A 12,232-nucleotide genomic window follows, 5' to 3' on the forward strand; every position below is an offset into this window, starting at 1 on the left:
GGAGGGGTCCTTGGGCGGGAATCGATAAAGGAGTGTGTTACTGACACCTTTGCTGGATATAGTGATTACCCGACAAACCATCCCGGTAATCCGCCATAGCGGTCGATATGCAGTCCCACGCCCAACACCTGAAGATGCCTCCGTTCGAAACGGCCCTGCCGACGCCGATCTACTTTCGAAGTGCCTGCATGCCGGCACACGCCACTTACCCACGGCATCGACATGCCTGGGGGGAATTCGTCTACTCCTACAGTGGGGTGATGGAGATCGAGATCGCCCAGCACCATTATCTGGCCCCGCCGCAGTACGGCATCTGGTTGCCACCGGACATGGAACATGTAGGGTTCAATCGGCATGAGGCTTGCCACTGTTCGTTGTACCTGGCGGCCGAACTGTGCGGTGCGCTGCCTGCCGAGCCCTGCGCGCTGACCTTGAGCCCGCTGATCCGCGCCCTCCTGGAAGAGCTGCGCAGCGACCCGCCCAGCCAACCACAGACGCCTCAGCAGCAACGCCTGTTGCAGGTGCTGGTGGACAAACTGACCGAAGCGCCTCATGTCGGCAGCTACCTGCCCTCTTCCGATGACCCGCTTCTGGGCCCTGTGCTGCGGGCCTTGGAGGCCAATCCCGGCGACCCGCGCTCACTGCCGGAACTGGCCCGCGCCGCCAACACCACCGAACGCACGCTGATGCGTCGGGCCCAACGGGACCTGGGCATGTCATTGGTGGAATGGCGCCAGCGCGTGAAAGTCATCGAAGCCCTGGCCTTGCTCGCACGTGGCCAGACCGTGGAAACCATCGGCCTGGACCTGGGCTACAGCAGCGCCTCGGCGTTCATCAGCATGTTTCGCAAAATGATGGGGACTACGCCGGATGAGTATCGGCGCCAACATATGACCGGATAGCGAGGGGCTGCTGATACTGCTATCGCGAGCAAGCTCGCTCCCACAGGGTTATCCGTTGTCTACAGATCCTGCGCTCGCCGCAGGTCCATGGTGGGAGCGAGCTTGCTCGCGATGGCGGGCTCGACATCCCTCTCTGCACTGACCCCGAACCGCCCCGCCAGCTCCCGACGACCACTGGCCGTCAACCCCAGCGCCCGGCTATCCAGGTCCTGGGTCACCCACTTGCGCTTGATCGCCACTTGCAGCAACGCCGCCCCCAGGGCCCCGCCCAGGTGCGCACGGCGCATGCTCCAGTCCAGGCAGGGGCAAGCGAATCGGCGTCGTTGCGCGGCGACGACTTGGAGGTCAATGCCCAACCCCTCGAACAGCCCCACGCCGGATTCACTCAACCGATAGCCCTGTTCTGGCACCTCCGCCAGCCACCCGGCCTCGATCATCCGATCATGCAGCCGCACCGCCAGGGTGCCGGCCATGTGGTCGTAGCAGGTGCGGGCGAATTGCAGGCGATCCGGGGTACGCGGCGTGAAGGTCGGCGCGGCGTTCTGGCCGATCACCATCAGTGCTTCGAGGGCCTGGGCGACGCGTGGGTCCGCCAGGCTGTAGTAACGATGCCGGCCCTGGATGTGCAGGCGTACCAAGGCCAGATCCTTGAGTTTCGACAGATGGGCACTGGCGGTGGAGGCACTGACCTCGGCGATGCTCGCCAACTCGGTGCTGGTCCGGGCATGGCCGTCCATCAAGGCACACAGCATCCGGGTACGAGCCGGTTCGGCAATGGCGGCGGCCACTTGGGACACGCCTACGTCATGACGTTCTGCGTTCATATTTCACTCCACAATGGAACAAGCGCACCGATCGCTTGCTGCCCTCACTCGTCCCGGGTCAGCACTTCCAGCAACTCGATTTCAAAGATCAGGTTGGCGTTGGGCTTGATGTGGGCGCCCATTGACCGTTCACCGTAGGCCAGGTGGGCCGGCACCAGCAACTTGCGCTTGCCGCCGACTTGCATGCCCATCAGGCCCAGGTCCCAACCCTTGATGACGCGACCGGTGCCGATCACGCATTGGAAGGGTTTGCCGCGACTGTAGGACGAGTCGAATTCGGTGCCGTCTTCGAGGGTGCCGCGGTATTGGGTGGTGATCAGCGCACCTTTGACTACGCTTTTGCCGTCGCCCTGTTGCAGGTCGATGATTTGCAGCTCTTCATTCATGGCGTATCCCTCGTGTGATCCAAGCGCGGGTTTTTCGCAGAAATCAGGCTGCATGGCAAACGTTGTCTGCCACGCATCAGGGAACCGCAACGGCCTATTCGGTTCACATGGGTATCGACCCTGCATTTCAGATAAGGATTTTCTGATGATCGACTCTCGTCCGCTCCACAGTTTCATTCCGCCGTACATCCTCAATCGCATCATCGCCCACGGTTCCGAACAGCAACGCTCCAGCGCCCTCGGCACCTTGACCCACGTGCGCAATCTGCGGCACAACCCTGGCCCGCCCAGCTCCCCGCCCGTCACGGCGGCGCTGCCCAAGCCCGGCAAGGCCGGACACCCGCAACGCAGCGTGCACGACGCCCAAAACAGCATGGAACTGCCCGGCCAGCCGGTACGCCTGGAAGGCCAGCGGGCCAGTGGCGACCCGGCCGTGGACGAAGCCTACGATGCCCTGGGCGCCACCTATGATTTTTTCTGGAAGGTCCTGGGGCGCGATTCCATCGACAACAAAGGCTTCGCCCTGGTGGGCAGCGTGCATTACGGCCAGGGCTATGAAAACGCCTTCTGGAACGGCGCGCAGATGGTGTTCGGCGACGGCGACGGCGAAATTTTCCAGCGCTTCACCCGCTCCCTCGACGTGGTGGCCCACGAACTGGCCCATGGCGTCACCGAAAGCGAAGCCGGGTTGATCTATGCCAACCAGTCCGGTGCGCTGAACGAGTCCATCTCCGACGTGTTCGGTGTGCTGGTCAAGCAGTTCGTGCTCGAACAGACCGCCGACCAGGCCGACTGGCTGATCGGCGCCGACCTTCTCACCGACAAGATCAACGGCGACGGCCTGCGCAGCATGTCCAACCCCGGCAGCGCCTACGATGACCCGCTGCTGGGCAAGGACCCGCAACCGGCGCACATGCGCGAATTCGTGATTACCCGTGAAGACAATGGTGGCGTGCACATCAACTCCGGCATTCCCAACCGGGCCTTTTATCTGGTGGCGACCACGCTGGGCGGATTTGCCTGGGAAAAGGCCGGCCGGATCTGGTATGAAACCTTGTGCGACCGAAGACTGGCCAATGACGCGTCCTTCAGCGCCTTCGCCCGCCTGACCGTCGAGCATGCCCGCCAGCGCTTCGGCACGCGGGAAGTGCAAGCGGTACAGAACGGCTGGGCCCAGGTCGGCGTCGACCTGACACAGGAGAGCTGATGAAAACCCTTCCAGACCTCGACGACAAAGCCGTGGTACGGCTGTCGCGCCAGGGCGGTGTGGCCGCCATCCATGCGTTGACCCGGCCACGGGAAATCGAGTTCGCCCAGTGCGACCTCGACCAGCGCACACGCATCTGTTCGGTCCTGGAGGGCTGCCTACCACTGACCTCCTCCACCCCTGGGCGCGGCGACCAGCGGTTTTTCCAGATCGAGGTGCGTTATCGCGCCAACGACCAGGACGACGAGATGGTGCTGCAGGTGCCCGAGGACCGGGCACCCGGCGAGTTGGTTCACCTATGGGACAAAGGCGAAGTGCTCTGAAGATTTAACGTGTGGCCGGCACGATCTTGACGATCGCGCCGGACACGGTTTCGATCAGCAGGTACTTGTCGTCGATTTGCACCCATTGCTGCTCGTTTGACGGCTGTTCCAGCTTCTTCTGTTTCCAGTCTTTCATGGCCCTGTCCGCGCGCTGGTAGTCCGCCGGTACGCGGTCGTTCTCCACCAGCCTGCGGCCATTGCTCGGCGAATGTTCCAGGGCGTCTCCGGTTTTCTCGACCGCTTGCGCAACAGGCCCAAGGGTTGTTCCAAGGCTGGCAATCAGGACCAGGCTGGCGATCAGGGTGGGTTTGCGCATAGAAAAAACTCCAGTTATTCGAGGGACTGAATCTGGGACTTCGCGGGCGGCAAATCATTCCTTTTACTGTAGAAGCTCGCAGGAACTCGTAGGAACTCCGTAGGAGCTGTCGAGTGCAACGGGGCTGCGATTTTTCCCAAGACACCTGAATCCCAAGCGAAAGATCAAAAGATCGCAGCCTTCGGCAGCTCCTACAACGCAGCCGAGCGGGAGCAAGCTCCCTCGCCACGGGATATAGTGACAGACCCTGCACGACGGACCCTGCCATGACGACCCCGACCACTGCCTCCCCTGCCCTCAAGGAAATCTTCAACAGCGCCCGCCTGGAGCACATTGCCAGCGAAATGCGCGTGGTGTATCCGACCTTCGACGCCAAGACGTTCTTGCGCATGGCCAACGACGGGCTGGCCGAGTTGTCGGTGATGCAGCGCATGGCCCGGGTCAGCGAGTGCCTGCACGCGGTGCTGCCCCTCGATTATGAAGCGTCGCTGGAGGTGCTGCGCGCCCTGGCCCCGCGCCTGAACAGCATGTTCGTCAGCATGTTCCTGCCGCACTACGTGGCGTCTTACGGCCGCAATCACTTCGACATGTCGTTGGACGCGCTCCAGTATTTCACTCGGTTCGGCTCGTCGGAGTTCGCCGTGCGGCACTTCTTGCGGGACGACCTGGAACGCACCCTCAAGGTCATGCACGGCTGGGCCCTGGACGCCAACGAACACGTACGCCGCCTGGCCAGCGAAGGTAGCCGGCCGCGCCTGCCGTGGTCGTTTCACCTGGAGCCGATCCAGGCCAACCCCGACCTGGCCGCCGCGATCCTCGACACGCTCAAGGGCGACGAGAGCCTCTATGTGCGCAAATCCGTGGCCAACCACCTCAACGACGTCACCAAGCAGCATCCCGACTGGGTGCTGGACCAGATCGAAGGCTGGCCATTGCAAGACCGCCACACCGAGTGGATTGCCCGGCATGCGCTGCGTAGCTTGATCAAACAAGGTAATCCCAGGGCGCTGGGGGTCATCGGCGCCGGCGGCAAGGCGCAGGTCCAGGTGCTGGATTTGCAGGTGACGCCGACGGTGATTCGCTTGGGAGAACAGGTCACGCTGTCCTTCACGGTGCAATCAACCCTCGGGCAGAGTCAGCGCCTGGTGATCGACTACGCCGTCGACTACGTGAAAGCCTCGGGCGGCACCTCGGCCAAGGTCTTCAAACTCAAGACCTTCGACTTGCCCGCCCAGGGGCGCGTCAACCTCAGCCGTTCGCAACATATTCGCGAACTGACCACCCGCAAACACTACGCGGGCCGGCACGCCGTGCACCTGCTGGTCAACGGCGAGCGGCTGGGCAGCACGGCGTTCGATATCGTCTCCTGAGGGGGTCAGGCTATCGCCACGGTTTTCGCCTGGCGAATGTCCTGCAGAAAACGCTCGGCCGGCAGCGGATGGCCCAACAGATAGCCCTGCAGCGAATCGCAGCCCAACTGGGTCAGGAAGTCTTGTTGCATATCGGTCTCCACGCCTTCGGCAACGATCCGCAGGCCCAGGGCCTGGCCGAGGGCGACGATGGCCGAAACGATGGCCGCGTCATCGCTGTCGTGCTCCAGGTCCCGCACGAAGCCGCGATCGATCTTCAGCTCGTTGGCCGGCAGGCGCTTGAGGTACATCAGACTCGAATAGCCGGTGCCGAAGTCGTCGATGGACAAATCCACCCCCATGTCCGAGAGCAACTGCAACACCGTCATGCTCGCGTCCGCATCGCTCATGGCGGTGGTTTCGGTGATTTCCAGGGTCAGGCTGTTGGCCGGCAGCTTGTGCGTTTCCAACGCCTTGGCCACGCTCTGCACCAAACCGGTGTGACAGAACTGCAAGGCCGAGAGGTTCACCGCGATGCGCCAGTCGGTATAACCGAGCACGTACCATTCGCGCATCTGCCGGCAGGCTTCGTTCAACACCCATTCGCCGATAGGGATGATCAACCCGGTCTTTTCCGCCAGGTCGATGAACGTGTCGGGCATCAACAGGCCTTGGGTCGGGTGGGTCCAGCGCAACAAGGCTTCGGCCCCGACCGGACGGCCATTGGCCGCGTCGAACTTGGGCTGGTAATGCAGGCTGAACTGTCGCTGTTCGACGGCCATGCGCAAGTCTTGCAACAGCTGCAATTGCTTGCGGGCGTTGCTGTTCATCGAGGCGTCGAAAAAACTGTAGCCGTTTTTGCCCGCGCCCTTGGCGTGGTACATCGCCGCGTCGGCGTTCATCAGAAGCTCTTCGGCACTCTGGCCGTTGCCAGGGTAAAGGGCAATGCCGACGCTGGCGGATATCTGCAAGTCATGCTCTGTCACCCGGAACGTGCGCCCGATCAAGCCGACCTGACGTGCCGCCAGTCGCAGGGCATCGTCAGGCTCGGCCAGTTGCACCAGCAGCACGAATTCATCACCGCCGATCCGCGCCAGGGTGTCCTGGCTGCGCAGGTCTTCACGCAGGCGCAGGGCCACGTCCCGCAGCAACAAATCGCCCATGTGGTGGCCAAAGGCGTCATTGACCGGCTTGAAACCATCGAGGTCGATGAACATCAAGGCGAAGCAGCCGCCCTGCTCTTGCACCCGATGCATGGCCTGGTCGATACGATCAGCCAGCAGCACCCGGTTGGGCAATCCGGTGAGAGGGTCGTGCAGGGCCAATTGGGTCAGCTCCCGGTTGGCCAGGGTCAGGGATTGAGCCAGCTCGGCGGTGCGGGCTTCCAGGCGCGCATCGAGAATCGAGGTCAGCAAGGCAATGCCCAGCACCGCCAGGGTGGTGATCAACACCAGACTGTCCAGGCCTTTGCCGCTCAAGCCGTCCAGCGAGCCACAGAAACTGCCCTCGCTGAACCGCGCCCCGGCCATGCCGGTGTAGTGCATGCCGACGATGGCGATGCCCATGACCACCGCGGCGCCCGCACGAGCCAGACGCACGTGGGGGCTGTTCTGGCGCAGGCGAAAGGCAATCCACAGCGCCGCCGCCGACGCGCCGACGGCAATCACCAAGGAAGCCCCGAACAGCGTCGGGTCGTAATCGATACCTGGCTGCATCCGCAGCGCGGCCATGCCGGTGTAATGCATGGCGCTGATCCCGGCGCCCATGATCAGCGCACCGAACGCCAACTGCCACGCCGGCAATCGCGGCTGGCTGACCAGCCACAGGGCAAAACCGCTGGAAAGAATGGCGGTCAGTAGGGACAGCGCGGTGATCGGTACATCGTAGCCAAGCTCCACCGGCAAGGTGAACGCCAGCATGCCGATGAAGTGCATGGACCAGATGCCCACCCCCATCGCCAGCGCGCCGCCGATCATCCAAAAATGCGCGGCGCGCCCCTGGGCGGTCGCGATCCGCCCGGCCAGGTCCAGCGCGGTGTAGGAAGCCAGCACGGCAACAAACAAGGAAATCGAAACGAGGGCGGGGGAATAACTGCCGATGAGCATGGTTTTTTCTCGTAACAGAAGAGCCGTACTGCTTCCATGCCCGGTTGGAGGTCGGCGATTGTACTGAATCGTGACCGGGACGTACGTACCAAATATCAAAAAGCCATCAAACCTGGAATATTTTCGACGAAAGACACTACCTCGAGCAGGGAGATTTTTTCTGGAAGCCATCCATCCTGTGTTCACCGCAGTTCCAATGTGGGAGCGGGCTTGCTCGCGAAAGCGCTGGATCAGCTTGCATCAATGTTGAGTGGGCCGCCGTCATCGCGAGCAAGCTCGCTCCCACATTGGATCTCCCGTGAACACAAATTTTGTGCCCGCCCCGGTGGGAGCGGGCTTGCTCGCGATAGCGATGGGTCAGTCCGCACACAGCCCCCAGGCCGTTCAGCTATTCTCGAAGAACACTTCAAGGAGGATTCCACCCATGGGCGTTCCCGCCAACCGAACCTTGACCACCGCGCTCGTGGGCATTGACAGGGAGGGCTCGATGGAGGCGGCGATCCGGCGGATGCAGGAAGCGGGCGCGCAATTGATCGAATCCAGCGCGATAGACGGTCGCCCCTTCGCTTGATGGCTCATACTAGGCGCCTCTTTTCCGGACAGTGAGCCTCCATGCCCTTCCTCGCCCGCACTCATCCGCGTCTTTCCAGCGCCACGGTCCTTGGCCTGGCGGTGGGTATCCTGGCTCCCATGGACTCGATCATCAGCAAGATCCTGATCGGCTGGAATGCCGGGGTCTGGACCTACCTGGTGCTGATGTTCTGGCTGACCGTGCGGGCCAAGGCGCCCGATGTGAAGCGCATCGCCGAAATCGAAGATGAAAATGCCGGGCTGGTGCTGCTGATGGTCTGCGTCGCGGCCTTGGCCAGCCTGGCGACCATCACCTTCGAGCTGGCCGGCAGCCGCGACCTGCAAGCCGCTGGCAAGCTGTTGCATTACGGCTTCACGGCAATGACCGTGATCGGTTCATGGTTGCTGATCGGGGTGATTTTCAGCGTTCACTACGCACGGCTGTATTACACCTGGGAAGGCAAGGAGCCGGCGCTGCGGTTTGCCGAAGGGCTGACCACACCCAACTATTGGGATTTCCTGTATTTCTCTTTCACCATCGGAGTCGCGGTGCAGACGTCCGACGTGGGGGTCGCCACCCGGCAGCTGCGCAAGATCGTATTGGCGCAATCGTTGATCGGGTTTGTGTTCAACACGGCGATCCTGGGGTTTTCGATCAATATTGCGGCGGGGTTGTTTGGGTAAGGGGCCATGGGACCGCTTCGCGGTCCAGCGGGACCAAGCTCCCTCGCCACAGGATTCAGGGTGGTGTTGGCAGCCATAGTCTGAAGCGCGCTCCACCCAGGGGAGAGGCTTCCACCGTCAAGGTGCCGCCCTGGGCTTCCAGGGCCCGGCGGCTGATGGCCAGGCCGAGGCCAAAGCCGCCCGTGGCGCGGTCGCGGCTGCGGTCCAGGCGGTAGAACGGCTCGAACACCCGCTCGCGTTCGCTGTCGGGAATGCCGATGCCGTCGTCGTCGACCCAGATCTCACAGCCTTGATCACCCACCAGCACGCCGATCTGGATATGCTTTTCGCAATACCGCATGGCATTGCGCAGCAGATTCTGCAACGCCCGTGCGGTCAGCCGTGGGTCCAACACAAAACGCTCCAGCGTCCCATGCAACAACACGTCGATCACCACGTCCGGCGCCGCCAGGTCCTCGTCGACGCTGCCCAGGATGCTGTCGATGAACTCGTCCAGCGCCACTTCGACCCGTTCGGGCAAGTGTTGCGGGTTTTGCAACCGGCTGTAGGACAGCAGCTCCAGCACCAACTCATCCAGCTCGCGAATGTGCGCCACCAGCCCTTGCAGACGCTCGCGACTGGGTGCCGGCAGGTCGTCGGACAGCGCCAGGGCCAGGCCGAAGTCGAGCCGCGTCAGGGGCGTGCGCAGTTCGTGGGACACGGCGTTGAGCAGATCCCGCTGTTGGTTGAGCAGATTCTCGATGTCCCCCGCCATCGTGTCGAACACGTGGGCCAGGCTGCCGATGTTCGAACTGGAGGCAATGTGCGTACGCTCCCCCAGATGACCTTTGCCGAAACGTTCGGCGGTGCGCCGCAGGCGTTCCAGGTCGCGCCAGTGAGGCCGCAACCAGAGCAACAGGCAGGCCAGCATCGTCGCGCCGATCAACACGTTGATGCTCCAGTACAACCAGCTGACATCGGCAGGGTCCGGCGGCACGACCATCTTCACCGCCGTGCGCTCATCCAGCGGCGCCGCCGCCAGGGTTCGCCAGGCCCAGTCGCCGAGGCGCACCACATTCTCGCCACGCTTGAGACGCGCCTGCTCCTCGGCGCTGAAACCGTTGTCCTCGATGGCGGCCAGTTCGATGCGCAGCGGGTCGAACTCCTTGTCCATCTGCGCCGCCAGCGTCGGCCACTGTTCGCTGGGCACAGTGCGGAACTGCTTGACCAACAAGGTTTGCAGGCCCCGGGAATAATCGAGGTTGTAGGTCAGGAAACGCTCGTGGAACAGGCGCACCACCAGTTCCGGCATCAGATAGATCGCCGCGCTGTAGGACACGATGGTGACCAGGTACAGGCGGATCAGCAGCTTCCACATCGGCTCAGCATTCCCACTCGGAACGGCTGAACAGATAGCCCTTGCCCCACACGGTCTTGATCTTGCGCGCTTCGTCGGCGTTGTCGTCGAACTTGCGCCGCAACTTGGAAATCGCCACGTCCACCGAACGGTCGGTGCCGTTGAATTCGATGCCTCGCAGGCGCTGCAGGATCTGGTCGCGGCTCAGCACTTCGCCGGAATGCCGGGCCAGCACCACCAGCAGGTTGTATTCGCCGCTGGACAATTCCACCGCCTGCCCGCGCCAGGTCACCGTGCGCTCGGACAGGTCGATGCACAGGTTGCCCACCAGAATGCGGTCGTTGGCCGTCTGCGGCTCGATGAGGCTGCTGCGCCGTAACAAGGTGCGCACCCGCGCCAGCAATACCCGGGGCTCGCACGGTTTGGTGACGTAGTCGTCGGCGCCCATTTCCAGGCCCAGGACCTGGTCGTGACTGTCATCCCGGGCGGTGAGCATCAGGATTGGCAAGGTCGCCGAGTCGGCCCGCAGCAAGCGGCAGACCTGCAGGCCGTCCAGCCCCGGCAGCATAAGGTCGAGGATCACCAGGTCCGGCGGATCGACCCGCGCCCGTTCACGCACATGATCGCCACGGCTGAGGACGCTGACCTGATAGCCGTTGCGCTCCAGGTAACTGGCGATCAGTTCAGAGAGTGCGGTGTCGTCTTCCACCAGGAGGATGTTGGGCATGGTGTTTCCAGAAAGTGCCGTGGCGCCGGCAATGCCGCTATCGCGAACAAGCTCGCTCCCACAAGGGTCTTGGAAACGCCACAAAACCACTGTGGGAGCGAGCTTGCCCGCGATAGCGGTGTAACAGGCGCAGAAAAATCTCAAGCAGCCAAGGATATACGCCCTCGCTCACCCAGAGCCAAACCCCTTACACAATTTCACACACTGTCTACAAAGCTTTACCGGATTACCCCTTTTCTGGATCGTGAGCTCTTTGTGAATACACTGCGATTGAGCATTGTGAAACTTCAGCGCATTTGTAAAGACTGACCGGCACACGAGGCAATCCGCCTGCAGGCCTCCTCCAGTTTCACCTGATCGACCACCAGCCCGATCCGAATATGCCCCGCCGCACTCGGCCCGAACGCCTCGCCGGCCAGCACCGACACGCCATACCCGTCCAACAGCCGCTCGGCAAACGCCTGGGCGTCGAGGCCGGTCTGGCGCACATCGACCATCACGAACATGCCGCCATCGGGCCGCACCGGCTTGAGGCCCGGGCAGTCGTCGAGCATGGTGCACACCAGGTCGCGGCGCTGGCGATATTCCTCGTGCATCTGCGCCACCTCAGGCAGAGCCTGCTCCAGCGCGACTTGGGCGGCGCGTTGCACGAAATCCGGCAAGCCGAACAGCATGCACAGCGACAGGTTCGCCAAGTGCCCGGCCAGCGCCTGCGGCCCGATGACCCAGCCGATGCGCCAGCCCGTCATGGCGTGGGATTTGGACAGGCTGTTGATCGTCGCGGTGCGCTCGGCCATGCCCGGCAGGCTCGCCGGGCTGATGTGTTCGCCTTCGTAGATCAGGTCGCTGTAGACCTCGTCACTGATCAGCCACAGGTCATGTTCGATGCACAACCGCGCCAAGGCTTGCCAGGTGGACATCGGCAAGCTGGCGCCGGACGGGTTGTTCGGGCTGTTGAGCAGCATCGCCCGGGTACGCGGGGTCACAAGACGGGCAACGTCCGCCGGTTCGACCCGAAAACCGTTCTCCGGGCGGACCGCCACCGGCACCACTTTCGCCCCGCAGGCACCGAAAACCGCTTCGTAGGTGACATACATCGGCTCAGCCACGATGACTTCGTCGCCTGCGTTGAGCAGGCATTGCGCGACCGCGTACACCGCGCATTGCGCGCCCGGCAGCACAACCACATGTTCGGCACCTACGCCCTGGCCGCAACGCAGGCGGTGACGCCGGGCAATGCTGGAACGCAAGGTGTGCAAGCCGCGGATGTCCGAATAATGAGTGTCGCCAGCCCGCAGGCTGCCCACCGCCGCATCGACGATGGCGCGTGGAGTGTCGAAGTCCGGGTCGCCCACCGACAACAGCAACACGTCCATGCCCTGTTCGCGCATGGCCAGCGCCCGGTCGTGAATATCCCAGGCAGCGGCACCGTCGCCGGTGATGCGTTGGGTCAAGGCTGAAAAGCGCATGTACGTCTCCTTGATTGCGCGAAATCCAGCCTCA

The 12,232-nt window shown here is 62.9% G+C and carries 13 protein-coding genes; 6 read left to right on the forward strand and 7 right to left on the reverse strand.

All coding sequences use genetic code 11. The features are described from left to right. Positions 1-107 precede the first annotated feature (107 nt). Positions 108-902 (forward strand): helix-turn-helix domain-containing protein, encoded by a 795-nt coding sequence (locus AB7M32_RS21825; RefSeq protein WP_454251329.1) that lies wholly within the window; start codon positions 108-110, stop codon positions 900-902. A 59-nt stretch (positions 903-961) separates the two neighbouring features. On the opposite strand, the gene AB7M32_RS21830 is transcribed toward AB7M32_RS21825, so the two are convergent. Together AB7M32_RS21830 and AB7M32_RS21835 are read right to left on the reverse strand one after the other, a co-directional pair. Next, on the reverse strand, positions 962-1,726 hold the full coding sequence (locus AB7M32_RS21830) for an ArsR/SmtB family transcription factor (RefSeq protein ID WP_454251330.1): 765 nt from the start codon (positions 1,724-1,726) through the stop codon (positions 962-964). A 44-nt stretch (positions 1,727-1,770) separates the two neighbouring features. Then, complete coding sequence (locus AB7M32_RS21835; RefSeq protein WP_072411577.1) at positions 1,771-2,112, reverse strand: FKBP-type peptidyl-prolyl cis-trans isomerase; 342 nt, start codon at positions 2,110-2,112, stop codon at positions 1,771-1,773. A 145-nt stretch (positions 2,113-2,257) separates the two neighbouring features. Between AB7M32_RS21835 and AB7M32_RS21840 the strand changes: the two genes are divergently transcribed. After that, complete coding sequence (locus AB7M32_RS21840) at positions 2,258-3,319, forward strand: M4 family metallopeptidase (RefSeq protein ID WP_454251331.1); 1,062 nt, start codon at positions 2,258-2,260, stop codon at positions 3,317-3,319. Then, positions 3,319-3,642 carry a protealysin inhibitor emfourin gene (locus AB7M32_RS21845; RefSeq protein WP_053122893.1) on the forward strand — a complete coding sequence of 108 codons (324 nt, stop codon included), beginning with the start codon at positions 3,319-3,321 and terminating at the stop codon, positions 3,640-3,642. The genes AB7M32_RS21840 and AB7M32_RS21845 overlap by 1 nt, the downstream gene beginning before the upstream one ends. Before the next feature lie 4 nt (positions 3,643-3,646). Here the strand turns inward: AB7M32_RS21845 and AB7M32_RS21850 are convergent, their stop codons facing one another. Continuing rightward, positions 3,647-3,958, reverse strand: a complete 312-nt coding sequence (locus tag AB7M32_RS21850; protein ID WP_072411573.1) for an RcnB family protein — start codon at positions 3,956-3,958, stop codon at positions 3,647-3,649. Positions 3,959-4,224: 266 nt separating this feature from the next. On the opposite strand from AB7M32_RS21850, the gene AB7M32_RS21855 reads away from it, so the two are divergent. Then, on the forward strand, positions 4,225-5,328 hold the full coding sequence (locus tag AB7M32_RS21855; RefSeq protein ID WP_454251332.1) for a DNA alkylation repair protein: 1,104 nt from the start codon (positions 4,225-4,227) through the stop codon (positions 5,326-5,328). A gap of 5 nt (positions 5,329-5,333) precedes the next feature. Here AB7M32_RS21855 and AB7M32_RS21860 read toward each other — a convergent pair whose 3' ends face one another. Then, positions 5,334-7,412, reverse strand: coding sequence for a putative bifunctional diguanylate cyclase/phosphodiesterase (locus AB7M32_RS21860; protein WP_454251333.1), 2,079 nt, complete (start codon positions 7,410-7,412; stop codon positions 5,334-5,336). A gap of 424 nt (positions 7,413-7,836) precedes the next feature. Between AB7M32_RS21860 and AB7M32_RS21865 the strand changes: the two genes are divergently transcribed. Continuing rightward, positions 7,837-7,983 (forward strand): hypothetical protein, encoded by a 147-nt coding sequence (locus AB7M32_RS21865; RefSeq protein WP_454251334.1) that lies wholly within the window; start codon positions 7,837-7,839, stop codon positions 7,981-7,983. 41 nt (positions 7,984-8,024) lie between these two features. Then, entirely contained in the window at positions 8,025-8,666 is a 642-nt protein-coding gene (locus AB7M32_RS21870; RefSeq protein ID WP_454251335.1) for a DUF1345 domain-containing protein, read from the forward strand. A gap of 55 nt (positions 8,667-8,721) precedes the next feature. Here the strand turns inward: AB7M32_RS21870 and AB7M32_RS21875 are convergent, their stop codons facing one another. The 3 genes from AB7M32_RS21875 to AB7M32_RS21885 form a co-directional block, all read right to left on the reverse strand. Further along, complete coding sequence (locus AB7M32_RS21875; RefSeq protein ID WP_454251336.1) at positions 8,722-10,023, reverse strand: ATP-binding protein; 1,302 nt, start codon at positions 10,021-10,023, stop codon at positions 8,722-8,724. Positions 10,024-10,027: 4 nt separating this feature from the next. Further along, on the reverse strand, positions 10,028-10,729 hold the full coding sequence (locus AB7M32_RS21880) for a response regulator transcription factor (RefSeq protein WP_060741688.1): 702 nt from the start codon (positions 10,727-10,729) through the stop codon (positions 10,028-10,030). A gap of 287 nt (positions 10,730-11,016) precedes the next feature. Continuing rightward, positions 11,017-12,198: a pyridoxal phosphate-dependent aminotransferase gene (locus AB7M32_RS21885; RefSeq protein WP_454251337.1), complete on the reverse strand. Its 1,182-nt coding sequence runs from the start codon at positions 12,196-12,198 to the stop codon at positions 11,017-11,019. Positions 12,199-12,232 lie beyond the last annotated feature (34 nt).

Source organism: Pseudomonas sp. R151218B TE3479 (genome assembly GCF_053629195.1).